The organism is Rhodococcus sp. PAE-6, from assembly GCF_025290685.1.
Taxonomy (GTDB): domain Bacteria; phylum Actinomycetota; class Actinomycetes; order Mycobacteriales; family Mycobacteriaceae; genus Rhodococcus; species Rhodococcus pyridinivorans.
Map to the genome: position 1 here is coordinate 143751 of NZ_JAOCLZ010000010.1, position 22417 is coordinate 166167.

General features: G+C 68.9%; 26 protein-coding genes. 16 read left to right on the top strand and 10 right to left on the bottom strand.

The features are described from left to right. Positions 1 to 27: 27 nt before the first annotated feature. The 4 genes from NVV99_RS19495 to NVV99_RS19510 all read left to right on the top strand — a co-directional run bounded on the left by NVV99_RS19495 (position 28) and on the right by NVV99_RS19510 (position 3010). Positions 28 to 1704: an FAD-dependent oxidoreductase gene (locus NVV99_RS19495; RefSeq protein WP_258913156.1), complete on the top strand. Its 1677-nt coding sequence runs from the start codon at positions 28 to 30 to the stop codon at positions 1702 to 1704. Positions 1705 to 1793: 89 nt separating this feature from the next. Further along, positions 1794 to 2249, top strand: coding sequence for a Rieske (2Fe-2S) protein (locus NVV99_RS19500; RefSeq protein WP_006552271.1), 456 nt, complete (start codon positions 1794 to 1796; stop codon positions 2247 to 2249). 25 nt (positions 2250 to 2274) lie between these two features. Then, a complete protein-coding gene (locus tag NVV99_RS19505) occupies positions 2275 to 2664 on the top strand; it encodes a YidH family protein (protein ID WP_174556260.1) in 390 nt (129 codons plus the stop codon). A 13-nt stretch (positions 2665 to 2677) separates the two neighbouring features. Beyond that, the gene (locus tag NVV99_RS19510; protein ID WP_006552269.1) at positions 2678 to 3010 is read left to right on the top strand and encodes a DUF202 domain-containing protein; all 333 of its coding nucleotides are present in this window, start codon (positions 2678 to 2680) and stop codon (positions 3008 to 3010) included. On the opposite strand, the gene NVV99_RS19515 is transcribed toward NVV99_RS19510, so the two are convergent. Continuing rightward, positions 2997 to 4022 carry a YeiH family protein gene (locus tag NVV99_RS19515; RefSeq protein WP_258913157.1) on the bottom strand — a complete coding sequence of 342 codons (1026 nt, stop codon included), beginning with the start codon at positions 4020 to 4022 and terminating at the stop codon, positions 2997 to 2999. The two genes, NVV99_RS19510 and NVV99_RS19515, sit on opposite strands and share 14 nt — an antisense overlap. Before the next feature lie 101 nt (positions 4023 to 4123). Here NVV99_RS19515 and NVV99_RS19520 point away from each other — a divergent pair, with 101 nt between their 5' ends. Beyond that, the gene (locus NVV99_RS19520) at positions 4124 to 5017 is read left to right on the top strand and encodes a LysR family transcriptional regulator (RefSeq protein WP_019291245.1); all 894 of its coding nucleotides are present in this window, start codon (positions 4124 to 4126) and stop codon (positions 5015 to 5017) included. A 23-nt stretch (positions 5018 to 5040) separates the two neighbouring features. On the opposite strand, the gene NVV99_RS19525 is transcribed toward NVV99_RS19520, so the two are convergent. Continuing rightward, a complete protein-coding gene (locus NVV99_RS19525) occupies positions 5041 to 5904 on the bottom strand; it encodes a DMT family transporter (protein ID WP_024101669.1) in 864 nt (287 codons plus the stop codon). 94 nt (positions 5905 to 5998) lie between these two features. Here NVV99_RS19525 and NVV99_RS19530 point away from each other — a divergent pair, with 94 nt between their 5' ends. The 3 genes from NVV99_RS19530 (at position 5999) to NVV99_RS19540 (ending at position 9258) form a co-directional block, all read left to right on the top strand. Next, on the top strand, positions 5999 to 6793 hold the full coding sequence (locus NVV99_RS19530) for a TIGR03084 family metal-binding protein (protein WP_024101668.1): 795 nt from the start codon (positions 5999 to 6001) through the stop codon (positions 6791 to 6793). A gap of 88 nt (positions 6794 to 6881) precedes the next feature. Then, the gene (locus NVV99_RS19535; RefSeq protein ID WP_024101667.1) at positions 6882 to 8030 is read left to right on the top strand and encodes an acyl-CoA dehydrogenase family protein; all 1149 of its coding nucleotides are present in this window, start codon (positions 6882 to 6884) and stop codon (positions 8028 to 8030) included. A gap of 67 nt (positions 8031 to 8097) precedes the next feature. Beyond that, positions 8098 to 9258 carry an acyl-CoA dehydrogenase family protein gene (locus tag NVV99_RS19540; protein WP_006552263.1) on the top strand — a complete coding sequence of 387 codons (1161 nt, stop codon included), beginning with the start codon at positions 8098 to 8100 and terminating at the stop codon, positions 9256 to 9258. Here NVV99_RS19540 and NVV99_RS19545 read toward each other — a convergent pair. Then, positions 9255 to 9914 carry a TetR/AcrR family transcriptional regulator gene (locus NVV99_RS19545; RefSeq protein ID WP_024101666.1) on the bottom strand — a complete coding sequence of 220 codons (660 nt, stop codon included), beginning with the start codon at positions 9912 to 9914 and terminating at the stop codon, positions 9255 to 9257. The two genes, NVV99_RS19540 and NVV99_RS19545, sit on opposite strands and share 4 nt — an antisense overlap. Before the next feature lie 162 nt (positions 9915 to 10076). Here NVV99_RS19545 and NVV99_RS19550 point away from each other — a divergent pair, with 162 nt between their 5' ends. From NVV99_RS19550 to tuf, 7 genes are all read left to right on the top strand, one after another. Beyond that, positions 10077 to 10706: a TetR/AcrR family transcriptional regulator gene (locus tag NVV99_RS19550; protein WP_024101665.1), complete on the top strand. Its 630-nt coding sequence runs from the start codon at positions 10077 to 10079 to the stop codon at positions 10704 to 10706. Between the two features lie 46 nt (positions 10707 to 10752). Then, positions 10753 to 11268 (top strand): DUF3558 domain-containing protein, encoded by a 516-nt coding sequence (locus NVV99_RS19555; RefSeq protein WP_024101664.1) that lies wholly within the window; start codon positions 10753 to 10755, stop codon positions 11266 to 11268. Beyond that, positions 11265 to 11798: a DUF3558 domain-containing protein gene (locus tag NVV99_RS19560; protein WP_006552259.1), complete on the top strand. Its 534-nt coding sequence runs from the start codon at positions 11265 to 11267 to the stop codon at positions 11796 to 11798. Before NVV99_RS19555 ends, NVV99_RS19560 begins: the two co-directional genes overlap by 4 nt. Positions 11799 to 12122: 324 nt before the next feature. After that, a complete protein-coding gene (rpsL, locus tag NVV99_RS19565) occupies positions 12123 to 12497 on the top strand; it encodes a 30S ribosomal protein S12 (RefSeq protein WP_006552258.1) in 375 nt (124 codons plus the stop codon). Beyond that, positions 12497 to 12967, top strand: a complete 471-nt coding sequence (rpsG, locus tag NVV99_RS19570; RefSeq protein WP_006552257.1) for a 30S ribosomal protein S7 — start codon at positions 12497 to 12499, stop codon at positions 12965 to 12967. Before rpsL ends, rpsG begins: the two co-directional genes overlap by 1 nt. Positions 12968 to 13113: 146 nt before the next feature. Then, a complete protein-coding gene (gene fusA / locus NVV99_RS19575) occupies positions 13114 to 15216 on the top strand; it encodes an elongation factor G (protein ID WP_024101663.1) in 2103 nt (700 codons plus the stop codon). A gap of 92 nt (positions 15217 to 15308) precedes the next feature. Beyond that, complete coding sequence (tuf, locus tag NVV99_RS19580) at positions 15309 to 16499, top strand: elongation factor Tu (RefSeq protein WP_016690893.1); 1191 nt, start codon at positions 15309 to 15311, stop codon at positions 16497 to 16499. 127 nt (positions 16500 to 16626) lie between these two features. On the opposite strand, the gene NVV99_RS19585 is transcribed toward tuf, so the two are convergent. Both NVV99_RS19585 and NVV99_RS19590 read right to left on the bottom strand, forming a co-directional pair. Continuing rightward, entirely contained in the window at positions 16627 to 17790 is a 1164-nt protein-coding gene (locus NVV99_RS19585; RefSeq protein WP_024101662.1) for a serine hydrolase, read from the bottom strand. 122 nt (positions 17791 to 17912) lie between these two features. Next, entirely contained in the window at positions 17913 to 18491 is a 579-nt protein-coding gene (locus NVV99_RS19590) for a TetR/AcrR family transcriptional regulator (protein ID WP_024101661.1), read from the bottom strand. A 99-nt stretch (positions 18492 to 18590) separates the two neighbouring features. Between NVV99_RS19590 and NVV99_RS19595 the strand changes: the two genes are divergently transcribed. Then, the gene (locus NVV99_RS19595) at positions 18591 to 19766 is read left to right on the top strand and encodes an oxygenase MpaB family protein (RefSeq protein WP_024101660.1); all 1176 of its coding nucleotides are present in this window, start codon (positions 18591 to 18593) and stop codon (positions 19764 to 19766) included. A gap of 42 nt (positions 19767 to 19808) precedes the next feature. On the opposite strand, the gene NVV99_RS19600 is transcribed toward NVV99_RS19595, so the two are convergent. From NVV99_RS19600 to NVV99_RS19620, 5 genes are read right to left on the bottom strand one after another with little or no spacing between them, the layout of a single operon-like run. Continuing rightward, entirely contained in the window at positions 19809 to 20372 is a 564-nt protein-coding gene (locus tag NVV99_RS19600; RefSeq protein ID WP_006552251.1) for a hypothetical protein, read from the bottom strand. Further along, entirely contained in the window at positions 20369 to 21376 is a 1008-nt protein-coding gene (locus tag NVV99_RS19605; protein WP_006552249.1) for a DUF6286 domain-containing Asp23/Gls24 family envelope stress response protein, read from the bottom strand. Before NVV99_RS19605 ends, NVV99_RS19600 begins: the two co-directional genes overlap by 4 nt. Next, positions 21369 to 21563, bottom strand: a complete 195-nt coding sequence (locus tag NVV99_RS19610) for a hypothetical protein (protein ID WP_006552248.1) — start codon at positions 21561 to 21563, stop codon at positions 21369 to 21371. Before NVV99_RS19610 ends, NVV99_RS19605 begins: the two co-directional genes overlap by 8 nt. After that, entirely contained in the window at positions 21560 to 21871 is a 312-nt protein-coding gene (locus NVV99_RS19615) for a hypothetical protein (protein ID WP_024101659.1), read from the bottom strand. Before NVV99_RS19615 ends, NVV99_RS19610 begins: the two co-directional genes overlap by 4 nt. Beyond that, positions 21868 to 22329, bottom strand: a complete 462-nt coding sequence (locus tag NVV99_RS19620) for an Asp23/Gls24 family envelope stress response protein (protein ID WP_006552246.1) — start codon at positions 22327 to 22329, stop codon at positions 21868 to 21870. Before NVV99_RS19620 ends, NVV99_RS19615 begins: the two co-directional genes overlap by 4 nt. Between the last annotated feature and the right edge of the window lie 88 nt (positions 22330 to 22417).

A 22417-nucleotide genomic window follows, 5' to 3' on the forward strand; every position in this document is an offset into this window, starting at 1 on the left:
TCCGCCCGGCTGCCGAGGACCCTTCCCATGGCCTATGTGATCACCCAGACCTGCTGCAACGACGCGAGCTGCGTCGCAGTCTGCCCCGTGAACTGCATCCACCCCTCGCCGGACGAGCCCGAGTTCGCCACCGCCGAGATGCTGCACATCGATCCGAAGACCTGCATCGACTGCGGCGCCTGCGCCGACGCGTGCCCGGTCGAGGCGATCCTGCCCGACGACAAGCTCGATCCCTCCCAGATGCGGTTCGCCGAGATCAACGCGGCCTGGTACGAGGACCACCCGGCGCCGGAGGGGTGGAAGCCCCTCGTGCCCACCCCGGCGCCTCCGCGCGATCGTGGAACGCTGCGGGTCGCGATCGTCGGCGCCGGCCCCGCGGCCTGCTACGCCGCCCAGGAACTGCTCGAACGTTCCGAAGTCGAGGTCGAGATGTTCGACCGGCTCCCGACTCCCTTCGGCCTCGTGCGCGCCGGTGTCGCCCCCGATCATCCGGGGACCAAGGCGGTCACGGAATCGTTCGAATGGTCGTTCCGGCGCGAGGAGTTCGCCCTGCACCTTGCCACCGAGGTCGGTCGCGACATCACCCACGCCGAACTGCTCGAGCACCACCACGCCGTGATCTACGCGACCGGTGCGTCGTCCGACCGCCGCCTCGGGGTCGCCGGTGAGGACCTGCCCGGCAGCCACGCTGCCACCGAGTTCGTCGCCTGGTACAACGGCCACCCCGACTACGCCGACCGCACTTTCGATCTGTCCGGGGAACGCGCCGTCATCGTCGGCAACGGCAACGTCGCCCTCGACGTCGCGCGGATACTCACCATGGACGTCGACGAACTCGCGCGCACCGACATCGCCGACCACGCCCTGACGGCGTTGCGGAAGAGCAACATCCGCGAGGTCGTCCTGCTCGGCCGGCGCGGCCCGGCCCAGGCCGCGTACAGCAATCCGGAGTTCCTCGCCCTCGGCGACCTCACCGGAGTCGACGTCGTCGTCGACGACGCCGACCTCGAACTCGATCCGGTGAGCGACCGGGCCGTGGAGGAGGACGCGGCGACCGCGCTGCGCGTCCGTCTCGCCCGCGAGTACGCCGGCCGGCCCGTCCGTCCCGGGCACCGCCGCATCGTCTTCCGGTACCTCGCCGCGCCGAGCGAACTGCTCGGCGACGACCACGTGACCGGCGTGCGGATCGAACGCACCGAACTCGTCGACGATAGTGGTCGTCTCTCCGCCCGACCCACCGGCCGTTTCGAGGACCTGCCCGCCACGCTCGTACTCCGGTCGATCGGCTATCGCGGCGTTCCGCTACCGGGTGTGCCCTTCGACGACGTCCGCGGGGTCGTTCCCAACACCGGCGGTCGTGTGGACGCCGGCGTCTACGTCACCGGGTGGGCCAAGCGCGGCCCGAGCGGAGTCATCGGCACCAACAAGGGATGCGCGAAGGAGACCGTCGCCGCGCTGCTGGCCGACTTCGACTCCGGTGCACTCGCCGCTCCCCGCGGCGACCGTCGTGCGCTGAACCGGTTGCTCGCACAGCGCAGGCCCGATCGGGTGGACCTGGACGGCTGGAAGACCATCGACGCCGCCGAGCGGCAGGCCGGACGAGCCCAGGGTCGGCCGCGCGTCAAGATCACCGATCGCGAGAGCCTCGTCGAACTCGGTCGTCGCCGACGCCGTCTTCCGCTGCTCGCCTCGTTGCGTCGTTGACACAGCCGCGGGTGACGCAGGTCGCGGCCTGCCCGGACGTTCGTCGATAGGCTCGGGAGAACCGAATCCCGACCCGAACGGACATGTGCATGAGCAGCGACAACCTCGACCGCACGGCGCTCACGCGCCGCACCCTCATCGGCGGCGCCGGTGTGGTGGCGGCCGGCGCGGCCCTTACAGCCTGCGGATCGTCCGGCGACACCGGCGAGGCGCGATCGGCGGTGCCCGCACCGACCACGACGGCGCCTCCCGGACCCGATGCGGAGGTCGTCGCCGCCGTCGCGGACGTGCCGGTCGGCGGAGGCGTCATGCTCGAATCGAAGAGGCTCGTCGTCACCCAGCCCGCAGAGGGCGACTTCCGCGCGTTCATCGCGATCTGCACCCATCAGGGCTGCAATCTCAGCGGTGTCGAGGACGATCGCATCATCTGCCCGTGCCACGGCAGCCGGTACGACCTCGACGGCGCGCCGGTCGAAGGACCGGCGAAGCGGCCGCTGAAGACCCGTCCCGTGGCGGCCCGCGGGTCCGATCTCGTCGTGGGCTGATCGGTCCGGGGATAGAGTCCGCTCCGTGGAGACCAGCGGAGGCCGGCGCCCGAAGGCGCTGCACGGTTGGCGCCCGAAGGCGCTGCGTGACGGTACGGACCCGGACCCTCGTTTCACGCTGGCCAACGAGCGCACCTTCCTCGCGTGGGTGCGGACCGCGCTCGGCGTCATCGCCGCGGCGGTCGCGCTGGAGACCTTCGCGGGCGGCATCGTGTCGGAGGGGCTCCGCACGGTGCTGGCGTGCGTGTTGCTCGGATTCGCCGCTGTGCTCACGGTGTTCGCGCTGATCCGCTGGCACCGCGTCGAGCACGCGATGCGCACCGGACGGGCACTCCCGGTGCCGTGGGTGGCCTATCTGCTCGCCGTGGCCCTCGGGGTCTCGGGGGTCGTGCTCGCCGTCGCGATCGCCCGGTGAGACGAGCCGCACCGTGAGCCGGGACGATCTGCGGCACGGCGACGTCGGTCTGCAGCCCGAACGGACGAGTCTGGCGTGGCTGCGCACCGCCTCGGTGCTCGGTGCGGTGGTGCTCGGATTCATGCGGTTCGTGCCGGGCCCGGGTGCCGTGGTCGCGTCGATCGGCCTGATCTGCCTCGTGCCCGTGCTGGCGGTGCTGCTCGCCTCCCGGATCGGTCACCGCGCGCGAGTGCGCGGTCTGGTCGCGGGTCGCGCGCCCTATTTCTGGTGGCGCAACGTCGCGGTCTCCGCCACGGTCGTGGTGCTCGCGATCTCGTCGGCCGTCCTGATCGTCACCGCCCGCTGAGTGACAACACGCCGATCAGGGCTATCGCCGCGACCCAGACGGTCGCCGCTGCCGCGAGCGCGATCGGACGCCATCCGACGCCGCGGAGCACTTCCCGGCGCACCCCCGCGCCCAGGGCGAACATCGCGACGGTCAGCAGCGTGCGCTGCACCGTCCCCGCAGCCTCCACCACGATCGGATCGAGCAGTCCGGTCGAGCGCAGTGCGACGCACGCGAGGAAACCCAGCAGGAAGACCGGCACGATCGGGGGAGTGCGCTCGTCGCGGCGGTCCTCACCGCGCCGCCGAGCGACGACCCCGACGACCGTCACGACCGGGGCCAGCAGTGCCACCCGTGCGAGCTTGACCGTCACCGCCGCGGCGAGCACCCCACCGGCGGTGGCCTCGAGGGCGGTGCCGGTCGCGACCACCTGGGCGACTTCGTGGATCGCCGCACCCGCCCACAGACCGGCGGTCCCGGGAGTCAGCCCGAGCATCCCGGCGGCGAGCGGAACGAGCGGGATCATCGCGGTGCCGAAGACGACCACCAATGCGACGGTGGTGACGAGTTCGCGTTTGCGCGAATCGATCACACCGTCGACCGCCGCCGCGGCCGCGGCTCCGCAGATCGAGAAACCGCACGCGATGAGCAGGCGCTGGGTCCAGCCCACCCCGAGCCACCGGCCGAAGGCGAGCGACCCGCCGATACCCGCGACGACGACGGTCGCCGCGACGACCGCTGTGCCCCACCCGAGGTCGACGAGATCGGAGACCGCGAGCTGCACGCCGAGAAGAGCGACGCCCACTCGGAGGAGACGCTTCGACGCCGTACCCAGGCCCGGCTCCAGAAGGCCGACCACCGGTGCGGGCAGACCGATATTCGCCACGACCACACCCAGGACGATCGCGACGAGCAACGGGCTCGTCCCGGGGATCAGGTGCGCCGCTCCCAGTGCGACGACCGCGCCCGCCGCGGCCACGAGGAGACCCGGGACGACGGTGGGCCGGGACACGGGCGCGTGGACGGTGAGCATGCCTCGACTCTTCCGCCGCAGCGGTGTCCGCACCAGCCGTCGATCGGACATGAGCTCATATCGAATGGATATGAGTGGCGAGTGCGGCATATCGTTCGTGCATGACCAGCTGGCCGGATCTCGTCGCTCTGGAACTGCTCGTCGGGGTCGACGACCGGGGCGGGCTCGGCGCCGCGGCCCGCGCGGCCGGTCTCGCCCAACCCAACGCGACCCGCATGCTGCGCCGACTCGAACGGCAACTCGGCGCGGTCCTCGTGCGGCGGGGCCGCACGGGTTCGGTGCTCACCCCGGAGGGCACGGTGGTCGCGCACTGGGCGCGGGAGGTCCTGGCCGACGCGGAACGCCTCCTCGACGCCGCTGCAGCACTGCGCGTCGAACAGCAACCCGAACTGGTGGTCGCGGCGTCGATGACGGTCGCCGAACACCTCATCCCGCGGTGGCTCGGCGCCTTCCGCACGCTCCGAGACGACGTCCAGATCCAGTTACAGGTCCACAACTCGATGCGGGTGTGTGACGTCGTCGCCGAGGGCGGATGCGACGTCGGGTTCGTCGAGGGGCCGACGGTTCCGGAGGGACTGCACAGTGTCGCGGTGGCACGCGACCGCCTGGTCGTGGTCGTCCCGCCGCAGCATCCGTGGGCACGGCGGCGGCGCCCGCTCACCGTGGCCGAATTCGCGGCGACACCACTGGTCGTCCGCGAGGAGGGGTCCGGTACCCGCCGCACCCTCGACCTCGCGTTGCAGGAGTACGACCGGGCCGCACCGCTGCTCGAACTCGGGAGCGGAGCCGCGGTCCGCACGAGTGTGCTCGGGGGCACGGGCCCGGCGGTGCTGAGCACCCTGGCGGTGGAGGAGTATCTGGACTCCGGCCGGCTCGTCGCGGTCGCGGTGGACGGACTCGACCTGCAGCGTGTGCTCCGCGCGGTCTGGAGGCCGCCGCGGGTGTTGTCCGGTCCGGCGGGGGAGTTGGTCCGATTGATCACCCGTACCCGCTGACCTGGCTTACATCCGGCGCCGGGTCACGCGCGCGAGTGCTGCAACGCACCAGCCCCCGCGACCACCACGAGTGCGATACCCGCGAGGGCGAGAGGTTCGACGACCTGCCCCAGCACCAGAGCGCCGGCGAGCGCTGCGGCGGCGGGTTCGAGCGCGATGAGGATCGCGAACACCTTCTTCGGCAGGTCGCGCAGGGCACGGATCTCGAGGGTGTACGGGATCGCCGACGACAGCAGCGCCACGGCGAGTCCTGCGAGCACGAGGTCGGGCCGGAGGAGCTCGGTGCCGGCCGTCGCCGCGCCGAACGGCAGGACGACGACGGCCGCGATCGTCGTCGCCCCGGCCAGCCCCGCCGATCCGGGCAGGGTCGTCGCCACACGTGAGCCGGCCACGATGTACCAGGCCCACCCCGATGCGGCGACCAGCGCGAAGGCGACTCCGAGCGGATCGGGACCGGTGGACAGCCCGGCACCGTCGCCGACGCCGAGCAGGACCACCCCGCCCAGCGCGAGCACCACCCACAGGGCGTCGCGCATACGTCGGGACAGGATCGCGGCCAGCCCGAGAGGGCCGAGGAACTCGATGGTGACGGTCGCGGCGAGCGGCAGTCGCGTCAACGCCCCGTAGAACGCCGTGTTCATCAGCGCGAGACTCGCGCCCAGTGTCACCACCGCCCGCCACTGTTCCGGTGTCCACGTCCACGGCCGGGGCCGGGTGAACGCGCAGAGGATCACGGCGGCGAACAGCAGGCGCAGGGTCACCGTGCCGAGAGCACCAGCCCGGTCGAACAGGGTCGCGGCGAAGGCCGCCCCGAACTGCATCGACAGCACCGCGGTGAGGACCGCGACGACAGGGCCGACGGTGTGCGTGCGGGAATCGTCGGCCATCTCGTCAGTCTGTCCGACGAGCGCGAACGACGCCTGTCGCAAAAAACAATCACACGTGCTTGATTTTGGGGCTGTGGCGTGTGACGCTTGCCGCATGTCCGATCTGCACATCGTGCTCGACGATCTCCGCGCGGAGGGCGACGATCTCGACGCTCTCGTCACGACCCTGCCCGACGAGAGTTGGGCACTGCCCACCCCGGCGGAGGGCTGGACCATCGCTCACCAGATCGGTCACCTGTTGTGGACCGACCGGGCGGCGCTCACCGCCGTGCGCGACCCGGACGCCTTCGTGAAGATGGTCGAAGCGGCATTCGGCGACCCGCTGGGATTCGTCGACGTCGGTGCCGAGGAACAGGCGGGGCGGCCGCCCGCGGAGTTGCTCGCCGACTGGCGCGACACCCGCCGCGAACTCGCCGACGCGCTCGCCGAACTCCCGCGGGGTACGAAGATCCTGTGGTTCGGACCGCCGATGTCGCCGGCGTCGATGGCGACCGCGCGGCTCATGGAGACCTGGGCGCACGGGGGTGACGTCGCCGACGCCCTCGGTGTCACCCGCACGCCCACCGCGCGCCTGAAGAACGTCGCGCACCTGGGGGTGCGGACGCGCGACTTCGCGTACGTCATCCGCGACCGGAAGCCCCCGGCCGAGCCGTTCCGCGTCGTGCTTACCGCCCCCGACGGGGACAGCTGGGAATGGGGTCCGGAGGACGCCGCGCAGTCGGTCACCGGCCCGGCCCTGGACTTCTGCCTGCTCGTCACCCAGCGCATCCACCGCGACGACACCGCCCTCGTCGCCGACGGCCCGGACGCGGAGGAATGGCTCGGCCTCGCGCAGGCCTTCGCCGGTGCCCCCGGCGCCGGGCGCGAGCCCGGCTCGTCCGCCACCTGAGACCGCCCGCCCCACAGTCGAGACACCTCCGGCCGAGACATCTTCGACCGAAACACCATCCTCGACCGAAAACACCATCGGAGACATCGTGAGCATGTGGACCACCCCCGAGCGTCTCGCCCTCCGCGAGACCGTCACCGGTTTCGTGAAGCGTGAGATCCTGCCCCACCTCGACGACTGGGAGCGCGCCGGCGAACTGCCCCGCGAACTGCACGTCGAGGCCGCGAAGATCGGCCTGCTCGGCGCCGGATTCCCCGAGGAGGTCGGCGGTTCCGGTGGCGACGGCGCCGACACGCTCACCGTGTGCGAGGCGTTCCACGAGGCGGGGGCCTCGGGCGGCGCGTTCGCATCACTGTTCACGTGCGGCATCGCCCTGCCGCACCTCATCGCGGCCGGCGATCCCGATCAGATCGACAAGTGGGTACGGCCCACTCTCGCAGGCGAACTCGTCGGGTCCCTCGCGATCACCGAACCGGGCGGCGGATCGGACGTCGGTCATCTGACCACCACCGCGGTGCGCGACGGCGACCACTACGTCGTCAACGGCGCGAAGACCTACATCACCTCGGGATGCCGCGCCGACTTCGTGGTCACCGCCGTCCGCACCGGAGGTCCCGGCGCCGGGGGAGTCTCGTTGCTCGTGATCGAGAAGGGCACACCGGGTTTCACCGTCTCCCGCAAGCTCGACAAGATGGGATGGCGCGCGTCGGACACCGCCGAGTTGTCCTTCGCCGACGTCCGCGTACCGGTCACCAACCTCGTCGGCGCGGAGAACACCGGATTCTGGCAGATCGCACAGGGTTTCGTCTCCGAGCGGATCGCCCTCGCCGCCCAGGCCTATTCGGGTGCGCAGCGGTGCCTGGACCTGACCGTCGCGTGGTGCCGCGACCGCGAGACCTTCGGCCGGCCGCTGATCACCCGCCAGGCCGTGCAGCGCACCCTGTCCGAGATGGCGCGTCGCGTCGACGTCGCGCGCGTCTACACGCGGCACGTCACCGAGCGCGCCGTGGCGGGAGAGACCGACCTGATCGCCGAGGTATGTTTCGCGAAGAACACCGCGGTCGAAGCCGGCGAATGGGTCGCCGACCAGGCGGTTCAGTTGTTCGGCGGCCTCGGGTACATGGCCGAATCGGAGGTCGAACGGCAGTACCGCGACATGCGCATCCTCGGCATCGGTGGTGGCACCACAGAGATCCTCACCGAACTCGCCGCCAAGCGGCTGGGTTACGGCGCCTGACCCACCTGTTCCCTCATGCGACCGTCCACGGCCGCGCGTCCTCTCACCCGACCCGGAAGGCATCCCCGTGAGCATCATCGAGACCGAAGAACAGAAGGAACTACGCGCTGCGGTGGCGGCTCTGGCCGAGCGCTACAACTACGTCGACTACGTACTTCCCAAGTCGCGCGCGCACGAGCCGCTCACCGAATTGTGGGCGGAGGCGGCCAAGCTCGGCTTCCTCGGCGTGAACCTTCCGGAGCAGTACGGAGGCGGCGGCGCCGGCATCTACGAACTCGCGCTGGTGCAGGAGGAGCTCTCCGCGAAGGGCGCCGGGCTGCTGCTCGTCGTGGTTTCGCCGGCGATCTGCGGCACCATCATCTCCAAGTACGGCACCGACGCTCAGAAGCAGGAATGGCTGCCCGGCCTCGCCGACGGCTCTTGCATCATGGCCTTCGGCATCACCGAGGCCGACGCCGGATCCAACTCGCACAACATCACCACGATCGCGCGCCGCGACGGTGACGACTGGATCCTCTCCGGCAGCAAGGTCTACATCTCCGGTGTCGACCAGGCCGACGCCGTGCTCGTCGTCTCCCGCACCGAGGACGCGAAGACCGGCAAGCTCCGTCCGGCCCTGTTCATCGTGCCGACCGATGCCCCGGGCTTCACGAAGACGCCCATGGAGATGGACATCCTCGAGCCGGACTACCAGTTCTCCCTGTTCTTCGACGACGTCCGACTTCCCGCCGACGCACTCGTCGGTGAGCCGGAGGCCGCGCTCATGCAGCTGTTCGCCGGACTGAACCCCGAACGGATCATGGGCGCGGCGATGGCAGTGGGTATGGGCCGGTACGCCCTCGACGCCGCGGTGCGCTACGCCAACGAGCGGACCGTCTGGAAGCAGCCCATCGGTGCGCACCAGGGCATCGCGCACCCGCTGGCGCAGCGCCGGATCGAGCTCGAACTCGCCAAGCTCATGATGCAGAAGGCCGCCGTCCTCTACGACAGCGGCGACGACTTCGGGGCCGCCGAGGCCGCGAACATGGCCAAGTACGCCGCGGGTGAGGCTGCGATCGCCTCGCTGGACCAGGCGATCCAGACCCACGGCGGTGCCGGCCTCACTCGGGAGTACGGCCTCGCGGCGATGCTCGGCGCCGCGCGCATCGCACGCGTGGCGCCGGTCAGCCGGGAGATGATCCTCAACTTCGTGGCCCAGCACTCGCTGGGCCTGCCGAAGTCGTACTAGGCCGACGCTTCCGAGTCGGATGCTTCCGGGTTCGAGGTTTCGGGGTTCGACACCTCGAACCCGGAGGTTCCGATGTTCGGCGGGAAGGAATCCGGCGGGAAGAGACCGGCCGCCTCCTCCGCTGGGAGCAGCGTCCCCAGCAGATAGGCGAGGGACCACCGCAACGAGCTCACGTCCTGCAGCGGCACGGTCTGCTGGTAGCCCACGAGCGTGTACAGGGCCAGCCGCGCGAACCGCTCGGCCTGGTCCCTCGAACCGAGGTACTGGGCCACCGCTTCGGCCACCACCGCGTACCGCAGGTCGTCGACCTCGCTCTGCACCTCGTGGACGCCGGAGTCGCTGTGCGACCAACCGCGGATGGCGGACTCGGCGGAGTGGGGGAGGCTGCACGCGAATTCGACGAGCAACCGGAGCCGCCGGGTCATCGAACCCTCGAGGCGCGCCGCGGCGGCGAGCTGGAGCGTCTGGCTCTCGAGCCAGTGCTGGAGGAATTCGGTCTTGAACTGCGCCCAGCTCTCGAAATAGTTGTAGAACGAGCCGGTCGTCACCTCGAGGTGACTGCACAACCGTGCCTGCTTGAGTCCGGCATGGTCGTTGGTGGCCAGGATGGCCAGCGCAGCGTCGAAGTAGTCCTCGCGCCTGACGGTGGTCGCCACGTGGTGCTCCCCTTTCCCCCCGACCTGTTATACGAGTGTACGGATGATGACCTTTGCGTACGGTCTCGGGGTCGCACGAATACCCGTTCGGCGGAAGATCAGTCGTGACGGAACGGTCGTGACCACGGGGTCGTGACAGGACAGGCAGGAACAGGAGTCCCGATGGCGCGAGAACCGAAGCAGGACCGCAGCCGCGCCACGCGGCGGCGACTGCTCGAGGCGACGATCGACTGCCTCGTCGAATCCGGTTGGGCCGCAACCACGGTGAGTGTGGTCGCCGAGCGGGCAGGAGTGTCGCGCGGGGCCGCCCAGCATCACTTCCCGACCCGGGAGGACCTCATCACCGCATCGCTCGAGTTCATGTTCGACAGTCGCATCGAGCGGGTCCGCACCGAACCGTTCGACGTGCCCGAGGGCGTCGGCCGCACGGAGGCGGTGGTCGAGCGCATCGTCGACCAATGCACCGGCAACATGTTCAAGGCCGCCCTGCAGGTGTGGACGGCCGCGGCCGCCGATCCGGCTCTGCGCGAGATGCTTCTGCCGCTCGAGGAGAAGTTCGGCCGTGTCTCGCACGCCGTGGCCGTCGAGCAGCTCGGTGCCGACGACACCGACCCGGTCGTGCACCGGACGGTGCAGGCGACCCTGGATCTCGCGCGCGGCCTCGGCCTGGCCGACGTGCTGACCGACGACTCGGCCCGTCGGCGGGAGATCGTCCGTCACTGGGCCGCGCAGCTCGACGAGGTGCTCCGGGAGTCCTCGAGTCGTCGCACACAGGCGGGCCCGGCTCGGTAGTCTTCCCGCCATGCCTCTCCCGCGCATCGGAAGGACGGCGGCTGCCGTGGCGACGGCCGGTCTCATGGGTCTCGGTGCGGCGGCGTGCGGGAACTCCGACGACGCCGGACAGGTCGAGACCTCGCCGACCGCGTCCGTCACCGACCCCGGCCCGCTGTTCGACGAGTGCGGCGCGATGTCCGACGACGAGGTGGCGGCGGCCTTCGGTCTCGGCAGTTTCACGACGGTGACGCGCAACTCGGTGGGCTGCGAGTGGGAGATCTACGTCGGCGGCCCCAGCGTGAGCTTCTCGTGGTACCGGGGAAGTCCCATCGGCCGCGAACGCGCCGGCTCCGATCTCATCGGCCGGCCCGCCGCCGACGTCGAGATCGGGGGACGGTCCGGCTTCATGGGGTCCTACCAGAACGAGCTGGGGCAGACGACGCTGTGCGAGATCGGCGTGGAGTTCGGCGGCGACTTCGTCCACTGGTCGGTCTCGTACTCGAACCTCACGCCTGTCGCCGACGCCTGCGTCGTCGCTCGCGGCCTGGCCACCACGAGTGTGGAAAGGGTGCAGAAGTGAACGCCCGCCGCTGGGGCGCCGCACTCGCGACCGTCCTCACGACGGGTGCTCTGCTCACCGGATGTACCCGCACCATCGAGGGGCGGGCCGTCCCGGAGGGGATCGGCGGCGGCACGGGCGCCGAATTCACCCGGCTGCTCACCGAGTGCGATGCGGTCGCCGACGAGAAGATCGCCGAGGCCGTGGGCGCGGACTACGTCTACCGCGGGTTCTTCGGTGCGATCTGCCGCTGGGACGGTGAGGGACCCACGGGAGTAGTGAAGGTCACCTTCAACTGGTTCGAGACCGGTTCCCTCGACCACGAACGCGCCGCCGCCGAGGGACTCGGATACGAGATCGAGAACACGACCATCGAGGGCCGGCGGGCACTGCAGATGCGCCGACCCGGCGATCCGCTGTCGTGCGGGGTCAGTTCCGGGGCGTCGACGACCGGCATCTTCGGCTGGTGGGTGCAGTACACCTCCGGGGGAGCGGACCCGTGTGAAGCTGCTGCTACGTTGGCCCGGCTCACACTGAACCTCAGCAGTTGACGGTGTGTGCGGATCCTCGGGAGGGTGCGCGCTCCTCACTTTGACCTCATGCGCGCACGCCGGGTATCGTTGTGGGTCGTGTCCGGCATGCCCGGGCCGGTCTGTGTGCCTATGCGAGGTAGTGCCGTGCGCGCGGTCTGTGGATATCTGCAGGAGCGAGCCCCCGGCTGCCTGTGTGGGGGTACGCGACACACCCGACCTCGTGTGCACACGAGGGGCGAGTGCGGGGCAGCAGCTTTCTTGCCCCAACCGATGGATCCCTAATTTCAGAACAGCCGAGGTTGCTCGAAGTGAGCAGCTTCAGACAACGAAGAAAGCCGGTTAATGCCAACCATCAATCAGCTGGTCCGCAAGGGCCGCCGCGACAAGGCCGCCAAGGTCAAGAGCGCGGCGCTCAAGGGCAGCCCCCAGCGTCGCGGTGTGTGCACTCGCGTGTACACCACCACCCCGAAGAAGCCGAACTCGGCTCTCCGTAAGGTCGCCCGTGTGCGCCTGACCTCCCAGGTCGAGGTCACCGCCTACATCCCCGGTGAGGGCCACAACCTCCAGGAGCACTCGATGGTGCTCGTGCGTGGCGGTCGTGTGAAGGACCTCCCGGGTGTGCGCTACAAGATCATCCGCGGCTCGCTCGACACCCAGGGTGTCAAGAACCGCAAGCAGGCCCGCAGCCGCTACGGAGCGAAGAAGGAGAAGGGCTGATGCCACGTAAGGGTCCCGCTCCCAAGCGCCCGCTGATCGCCGATCCGGTCTACGGTTCGCCGCTGGTCACCCAGCTGGTCAACAAGATCCTGCTGGACGGCAAGAAGTCCACCGCCGAGCGCATCGTCTACCAGGCGCTCGAGCAGGCTCGCGAGAAGACCGGTACCGATCCGGTCGTCACCCTCAAGCGCGCGCTCGACAACGTCAAGCCCGCCCTCGAGGTCCGCAGCCGTCGCGTCGGTGGTGCCACCTACCAGGTGCCGGTCGAGGTTCGCCCCGGTCGTTCCACCACGCTCGCGCTGCGCTGGCTGGTGACGTTCTCGCGTCAGCGTCGCGAGAAGACCATGGTCGAGCGGCTCGCCAACGAGCTCCTCGACGCGAGCAACGGCCTCGGCGCCTCCGTGAAGCGCCGCGAGGACACGCACAAGATGGCTGAAGCCAACAAGGCGTTCGCGCACTACCGCTGGTGAGTCGTCGCCGACCGGGAGATGCCGTCATCACGGACCTCCCGGTCGGCTGCTCGCACAACTGTGTCGGTCCCGTAAAGGCCGGCTGACAACACAAGAACATGTGGTCCGCACCCAAGGACCGACACGAGCTACGAGCGGGGTTACCTGTGGCACAGGAAGTGCTGACCGACCTGAACAAGGTCCGCAACATCGGCATCATGGCGCACATCGATGCCGGCAAGACCACCACCACCGAGCGCATCCTCTTCTACACCGGTGTCAACTACAAGATCGGTGAGACGCACGACGGTGCCTCGACCACCGACTGGATGGAGCAGGAGAAGGAGCGTGGTATCACCATCACCTCCGCTGCTGTGACCTGCTTCTGGAACAAGAACCAGATCAACATCATCGACACCCCCGGCCACGTCGACTTCACGGTCGAGGTCGAGCGGTCGCTGCGCGTCCTCGACGGCGCAGTCGCCGTGTTCGACGGCAAGGAGGGCGTCGAGCCCCAGTCCGAGCAGGTCTGGCGCCAGGCTGCCAAGTACGACGTTCCGCGCATCTGCTTCGTCAACAAGATGGACAAGATGGGCGCGGACTTCTACTTCACCGTGCAGACGATCATCGATCGCCTGGGCGCGAAGCCGCTGGTCCTCCAGCTCCCCATCGGTGCCGAGGATGCCTTCGACGGCGTCGTCGACCTCGTCGAGATGAAGGCGCTCACCTGGCGTGGCACCACCGACATCGGCACCGAGGCCACGGTCGAGGAGATCCCGGCCGACCTCGCCGACAAGGCTGCCGAGTACCGCGAGAAGCTGCTCGAGACGGTCGCCGAGTCTGACGAAGAGCTCATGGAGAAGTACTTCGGCGGCGAGGAACTCACCGTCGCCGAGATCAAGGCGGCCATCCGCAAGATGACCGTCAACTCCGAGCTCTACCCGGTGCTGTGCGGCTCCGCCTTCAAGAACAAGGGCATCCAGCCCATGCTCGACGCGGTCATCGACTACCTGCCGAACCCGCTCGACATCGGCGACGTCATCGGCCACCAGGTCGGTAACGAAGAAGAGGAACTGCGTCGTAAGCCTTCGAAGGAGGAGCCCTTCTCGGCTCTCGCCTTCAAGATCGCTGCGCACCCCTTCTTCGGCAAGCTGACCTTCGTCCGCGTGTACTCCGGCCGGATCGACTCGGGCACCCAGGTGCTCAACTCGACCAAGGGCAAGAAGGAGCGCGTCGGCAAGCTGTTCCAGATGCACGCCAACAAGGAGAACCCGGTCGACGAGGCAGTCGCGGGCCACATCTACGCGATGATCGGCCTGAAGGACACCACGACCGGCGACACCCTGTGCGCGCAGGACGCCCCGATCGTCCTCGAGTCGATGACCTTCCCGGACCCGGTCATCCAGGTTTCCATCGAGCCGAAGTCGAAGGCCGACCAGGAGAAGCTGTCGACGGCCATCCAGAAGCTCGCCGAAGAGGACCCGACCTTCTCGGTCGAGCTCGACGACGAGACCGGCCAGACCGTCATCGGCGGTATGGGCGAGCTCCACCTCGACATCCTCGTCGACCGCATGAAGCGCGAGTTCAAGGTCGAGGCCAACGTCGGCAAGCCGCAGGTCGCGTACCGCGAGACGATCACCAAGCCGGTCGAGAAGCTCGAGTTCACGCACAAGAAGCAGACCGGTGGCTCGGGCCAGTTCGCAAAGGTCATCATCGGCCTCTCGCCGTTCGTCGGCGAGGACGGCGCGACCTACGAGTTCGAGAACAAGGTCACCGGCGGTCGCATCCCGCGCGAGTACATCCCGTCGGTCGACGCGGGTGCTCAGGACGCCATGCAGTACGGCGTGCTCGCCGGCTACCCGCTGGTGAACCTGAAGGTCACCCTCATCGACGGTGCGTACCACGACGTCGACTCGTCCGAAATGGCGTTCAAGATCGCCGGCTCGCAGGCACTGAAGGAAGCGGCCCGCAAGGCCGCCCCGGTGATCCTCGAGCCCCTCATGGCGGTCGAGGTCACCACGCCCGAGGACTACATGGGTGAAGTGATCGGCGACCTGAACTCCCGCCGTGGCCAGATCCAGGCCATGGAGGAACGCAGTGGTGCCCGTGTCGTGAAGGCGCTGGTTCCGCTCTCGGAGATGTTCGGTTACATCGGCGATCTGCGGTCGAAGACCCAGGGTCGTGCGAACTTCTCCATGGTGTTCGATTCCTACGCAGAGGTTCCCTCGAACGTCGCGAAGGAAATCATCGCCAAGGCGACCGGCGAGTAGCCTCCGGGTTATCCCTCGGTCACCTGCACGACCAAGTAATACAAACCGCACTGCTGCATACAGCAAGCAACAACAGTCCAGGAGGACATCCAGTGGCGAAGGCGAAGTTCGAGCGGACCAAGCCGCACGTGAACATCGGCACCATCGGTCACGTCGACCACGGCAAGACCACCACCACGGCTGCGATCACCAAGGTGCTTGCCGACAAGTTCCCCGACCTGAACGAGAGCTTCGCTTTCGATCAGATCGACAAGGCACCTGAGGAGAAGGCTCGTGGTATCACGATCAACATCTCCCACGTCGAGTACCAGACCGACAAGCGCCACTACGCGCACGTCGACGCCCCGGGTCACGCGGACTACATCAAGAACATGATCACCGGTGCCGCCCAGATGGACGGCGCGATCCTGGTCGTGGCCGCCACCGACGGCCCGATGCCCCAGACGCGTGAGCACGTGCTGCTCGCCCGCCAGGTCGGCGTTCCCTACATCCTCGTCGCCCTGAACAAGGCCGACATGGTCGACGACGAGGAAATCCTCGAGCTCGTCGAGATGGAGGTGCGCGAGCTCCTCGCTTCGCAGGAGTTCGACGAGAACGCTCCGGTCGTCCCGATCTCCGCTCTCAAGGCTCTCGAGGGTGACGAGAAGTGGGTCCAGTCGATCGTCGACCTCATGCAGGCCGTCGACGACTCCATCCCGGACCCGGTCCGTGAGACCGACAAGCCGTTCCTCATGCCCGTCGAGGACGTCTTCACGATCACGGGTCGTGGCACCGTCGTCACCGGCCGTATCGAGCGTGGCGTGATCAACGTCAACGAAGAGGTCGAGATCGTCGGCATCCGCCCCGAGTCGACCAAGACCACGGTCACCGGCATCGAGATGTTCCGCAAGCTGCTCGACCAGGGCCAGGCCGGCGACAACGTCGGTCTCCTCGTCCGCGGCATCAAGCGCGAGGACGTCGAGCGCGGCCAGGTCGTCGTCAAGCCGGGCACCACGACTCCCCACACGGAGTTCGAGGGCCAGGCCTACATCCTCAACAAGGAGGAGGGCGGCCGCCACACGCCGTTCTTCAACAACTACCGCCCGCAGTTCTACTTCCGTACCACGGACGTGACGGGCGTTGTGACCCTCCCCGAGGGCACCGAGATGGTCATGCCCGGTGACAACACCGAGATGTCCGTCAAGCTGATCCAGCCGGTCGCCATGGACGAGGGCCTCCGCTTCGCGATCCGCGAGGGTGGCCGCACCGTCGGCGCCGGTCGCGTCACGAAGATCATCAAGTAGGCACCGCCTACGGGATCATCAAGTAGGCACCGCCTACGGGATCATCAAGTGAGCTAGTCCTCACTGACGCTCGAACGGCGTCCACCCTCCGGGTGGGCGCCGTTCGGCGTTTCTGGATCACAAGCGATCAGCCGACGATCTCCTTCAGCTGGTTTGCCACGGGGGTCACCGGTTCCTCCCCGTCGGCCGTCGGGATGTCGCTGTTCACGGCGGCGACGACCACGGCCCGGCGCTCGGGCAGATATCCCACGTAGGTGTTGAAACCGGGGAGTTCGCCCGTGTGGCCGAGCCAGCCGTTCTCGATACCGAGCCCGAGGCCGTAGGCGCGCGTGTCGGTCGCACCGGGGACGTCGAACAGGAACGAGTCGAGACGGAGCTGCTGCATCTCGGGGGAGAGGATGCCCTCGCCCGTCCCGAGGGCCGTGCCCCACAGTTCGAGGTCGTCGACGGTGGAGATCACCGCGCCGGCCGACCATCCCCACGACGGGTTCCAACCGGTCGCATCGGCCGTCTGCCCGTCCGGCTGTCCCTGTTCGGTGATCCCGTACAGGTGCGGTGACGCGATGGCCGCGTCGGTGGGCATGACGGTGTCGGCCATGCCCAGGGGCTCGAAGATGTTCGCCCGGAAGTACTCGTGCAGGCTCTGCCCGGAAACCTGCTCGACGACCAGCCCGAGCGCGATCGTGTTGGTGTTGGAGTACTCGAACCGCTCCCCGGGAGCGAAGTTCGGTGCGTCACCGCGTACGTAGTCGAGGAGTTCGTCCGGGGTCCACGGTGCCTCCGGATCGTCGAAGAGTTGCTGCTGGAATTCCTCGTCGAAGGTGTAGCTGGGGATGCCGCTCACCATCGAGGCCAGCTGACCCAGGGTGGCGACGTCGCCGTTCGGCAGGCCCGGCACATAGCGGCCGATCGGATCCTCCAGCGACAGGCGGTCGTCCTCCGCCAGTTGCAGTAGAGCGGTGATCGTCATCGTCTTCGTGATGCTGCCGATGCGGGTGTGGTCGTCCGGGCCGGGTTCCTCCGATCGATCCGCACCGATCGTGCCGGACGAACCGGTCCACTCGTATTCCGGGGTGACCACGCGCGCAACGACTCCCGGGAAGCCGACTTCCTCGCGGACGCGGTCGAGCACGTCCTGGAATTCGTCGGCGGGCGCCGCGCCGGTAGCGGTCGCATCGGTCGCGGTCGCTTCGGACGTTGCGGCGAGCGGTGATTCGCTCGAGGTGTCGTTGCCGCAGGCGGCCGCGACGGTGAGGATCACGGCGGACAACACGATCGGTAGTCGACGCACAGCACTCTCCTCGGTCGAGACGACGGTGTGAGAACGACAGTGATCAGTATGTGCCGTTCGGCAGGACGTCGGGTCTGTTTTCGAATCCGGAGATGAGCGCGCCGTACACGATGCGCCGTGCGTCAGGCGCTCTCGATCGCGGCGAGGAGCATCCGCGCCGTCACCGCGATCATCCGGGTCCGATCGGATCTCCGGGGCCGCAAGAGGGCGATCCGTGAACACAGGCTCGCCGTCGCTCCCATCACGATGAACACGAGATCGTCGAGTGCTGCGTCGTCGAGATCGGGTCGCAGCCGCGCCGGGATGATGCGTCCGAGCGGCCGCAGCGGACCTTCGACCTCGGCCCACGCGAGTCCGAACTCGATCTCCTCGGAGGTGTACGACACCCGGAGCACCGCGGCGTGTTTCTCGAACGCGGCGGTGAGGCTTTCCACGACCGTCGCCATGGCGTCCTCCGGCTGCTGGTCCATCGCCCGCCCGATGGCGGTGGACAGCGAGGTGGTGATCGCGTGGACGGCGGTCATGCGGAGTTCGTCGAGCACGGCGTCGACGTCGGGGAAGTATCGGTAGACCGTCCCGATGCTCACGTGGGCGTGCTCGGCGAGTGCCGTGGTGCTGATCCGCGCGGTGGGGCTGCGCTCGAGCAACTCGTACGCAGAGGTGAGGAGCAACTTGCGGGTGTCGTGACTTCGCTGCTGCACAGGACGCTTCCGAGGGGTTCTGCCTGCGGTTCTGTTGCCGCGCGGGGAGCTCATGAAAAGTGAATAATAAGTGAGGATTCCTCGTGTTTCCATGGATGCATGGAGCGACACATCCCACGTGATCTCGTCAACGCCGACCTTGCGGTGCGCCGATACGCAGATCTCGGCGAGCGCTGGCTCGACGGCATGTGGCAGGCCGACCCGCCGGCCGACGCCGTGGTGAACGACGACTTCGGTCCGAACTCCGCGACGGCTGCCGTGCGCGTCGCACTCACCCACGGTGTCGAGGCGGTCCCCGACGCACCCGGATCCCTGCGAGAGCTGTTCGCCTTCCTCGACGACGAACCCGCCTGGGTCGACCACGACCGCATCGACAACGCCGCCGACGCGCTCGTTCGGCACACGCCGATCCTCGGCATGGTGCTCGGTGCTGCCTCGCTGCTGCGCGGTGCCGGAAACTTCATCGCCGGAAAGCCTCTCGCACTGACGGGCCGCTATGTGAGTCAGCCGGCCGTGCGGTCGGTCGAGGTCGGGGAGTGGTTACGGCACGTCCTCACTCGCGGCGGAATGCGCCGCGACGGAGGCGGATTCGCGTTCACGGTGCGGGTGCGCCTGATCCACGCCCACGTGCGCAAGGGCATTCTCGCGAGCGGGGTGTGGGACGAGGACGCCTGGGGAGTGCCGATCCCGCAGTCGTACATGGCGCTCACGATGGCCGAGTTCGGGCACATCGCGGTCGAGGCGATGCAGATCCTCGGGGTGCGCTTCACCGATCGCGAACTCGACGACATCTACCACCTGTGGCGCTACGTCGGGCACGTGATCGGGATGGGCGAGGAACTGGGCCTGCGCACCGAACGCGACCACATCGCGGTCGAGGACCTGTACCGGCTCACCTCGCCCGGCCCCAGCGACGAGGACCGGGATTTCGTCACCGCGCTGACCGAGCAGTATCTCGTCCCGGAGCTGGCCAACCTGCTGCCGGGCACCGCACCGATCCGGACGACGGTCGCCCGCACGGTGATGCACTCGCTGCAGCGGGTGTTCATCGGTGACGCCGACGCCGACGCCCTGCACATCCCCGACAGCCCGCTCAAGCACGTCCTCGGACGCGTCGGGCCGCTGCTCGCGCTCGTCGACCGCGTCCAGGAATTCCGCTATCCGGACCTCGAACGCACCACACAGCGGGCGTACAAGGTGCGCGACGTGGCGATGGACCGGATGCGCGTGGACTACAGCGTCGAGCACGACCTCGTGGACGCGGCCCGAAGCTGAGCCGCCCCGGGCCGGATGGGTTCCGGCCCCGGGTGGGTGGGCTCAGTGGACGTCCACAGCCGGGTCGAGATGTACCAGGACCTGCGTCGCCACGTGCGCCCCGCCGAGAGCGCGCGCGACTCGCTGGGCGGCATCCTCCGCGGCTTCCGTCAGCTCGGTGACATCGATGGTCGGGTCGGCGTGCACCACCACCGAGAGCGTCGGCAGGTGGCGTTCGACGACCGCGCGTCCGCGCACGGCCCGCACGCCCGGCAGGGCGGCGAGTTCGGCTGCCACACCGTCGACGACGGGACCGAGTTCGACACCGAGGGTGGCGTCGGTGACCTGGTCGTAGAGCTGCACGGTCGACGTGCGCCGGCGCGACAGGTTGACAGCGAGCAACGCGATGCCGAGCACGAGTCCGCCCGCGAAGACCGACCACAGGGCCGGTGTCCACCACGACTGGTCCGGGACGTCGGTCACGCGGGGACGGTCGAGACGCGAGAGTTGCTCTCGAGCTAGGGGAACCTGCCACACCCACGCCAGGGCGAATGCGCCGGCACCGGCGAGGGCGAGGCCCGCCAGGAAGGTGACGAGCCGATTCGCCAGCACGGTACGGAGTTTCACCGCGCCACCTCCACCACGAGTTCGACGGGGTCGGCGAGCGCCGCGAGGTTCGGGGCGACCGCGCCGCGCACGGACGCGGTGATCTCGTCGACCGGTGTCTCGTCCTCGATCGAGATGCGCACCACGGCACGGCGACGGTCGACGACCGTGCGGGCCGTGCGCACGCCGGTGAGCGCGGACGCGTGGGCGCTGCACATGCGTGCGACGTCCGTGCGCCGCATCCACACCGTGGGCACCGGCCCCGCGACCTGCAGCGGCACATGCGTCCGGCGGCGGGGTTTGAGGGCGACGACGATCAGGACGATCCCGAGGACGAGGCAGACGCCCGCGACGGGTGCGAGCCAGGTGTGCCAGTGCAGACGGCCGAACCACTCGAAGGAGTTGCGCAGCCACGGGGCACCGCCGTACGTCCCGTTGACGATGAGCAGTTCCCGGGCGGCGACGAACGACAGGGCGAGCGCCGCGATCGCCACGATCGCGGCGGCGGGTGCGGCCGCGGGCGGCGCCAGCGGTGGCAGGGGAGCGACGGTGGGGATGTCGGGATGCGGAGTGGTCCGCGCCGCGACGATGTCGGATTCCAGGTACTCGACGGGTGGCTGCGCCTCGTCGGTCTCGCCGTCCTCGACGAGCGCGGTCGCGACGATGAGCACGTTGAGTTCGCTGATCCGCATGCCCGTCAGGTCGTTCAGCTGGCGTTCGACCGCGTCGTGGACCCGGCGGGTGAGCATCGCCGCGTCGTACGGCCATTCGGCGGCGATGTAGAGATTCACCGCGACGGCCTTCGCGCCGGTGGTGACATCGGCCCGGGGCAGGTCGCGGCCGGTGAGGCGCAGGATCCCACCTCCGCTGTGCCGCACCACACCGGGAACGCCGAGCGCGGCAGCCGCGGCGATGCGTTCGATCGCACGGTCCTTGACGACAAGGCTGCCGCGTTCGCCCGGGGGGACGACCCCGGTCCCGGTGTCGTCTGATGTCCCGACGTCGGACGCGGTGGGATCAGCCACGGCCCCGACTCCTCAGCAGGGCGCCGAGGTCGAGGTGGCCGTCGCGATGGGCGCCGATCGCGGCACCGAGCGCGCCGAGCAGCACGGCGAACAGCAGACCGCTGAACCCGCCGATGATGCCGGCGAGGGCCAGGAGCAGCCCCGCGAGGAGTCCGACGACGGTGTTGCTGACGGGTGTGTGGTTCACGATGGGGCTCCTTCTCGTTCACCGGCGTGGACATCTTCGATGGTCACTTGGACGGGGACGTCCACCAGCGGGGACACCCGGACGCGGACGGCGTCGGCGACGGCCGGGAGATCGGCGGGGATCCGCACGACGATGTGCACCGCGCACAGCTGATCGGTCAGCCGCACACCTTCGACCCGTCGGCCGGGCAGATAGGTGGCGACCTCCCCGAATGCGCCGCGGTGCAGACCCACGACGCCGGGAACGGACAGCGCGGCGTCCACCACCAGGTCGGCCGCATTCGCCTGCGCTGCTGATCCGGGGTTCACTGCACGCGGGGTTTGGCGTCGTCGGTGAGGGCCGCGGCCTCTTCGTGGAGCATCACGTCGAAGACCGTGATGTTGACCTCGGTGACCTCGAGTCCCGTCATGCGTTCGACCGCAGCGATGACGTTGTGCCGGATGGCGACGGCGAGTTCGTGCAGCGCGACGCCGTATTCGGCGACGATGCCGATGTCGATCGCGGCCTGACGTTCACCGACCTCGACGGCGACACCCTGTCCGTGGTTGATGCGCGCACCGGGGATGCGGTCGCGCAGTGCGCCCACGACGCGGGCGGTGCCGGCGCCCACCTCGATGACGCCGCTGATCTCGCGGGTCGCGAGCCCCGCGATCTTGGCCACCACCGCGTCCGCGATGATCGTGCGGCCCTGCGGGTCGGCGGATCCGGAGGAGGTTCCGGCGCCGAACTGTATGCGGCTGATACCTGCGCCGCTGTCGCTGGTCATGAGGGGCTCCCAGGTAGGTGTACCGGTCGTGTTCCGTGCTCGATCCTGTGCTGGATCCCATTGTCCTCACGGTGCCTCGAACTCTAAC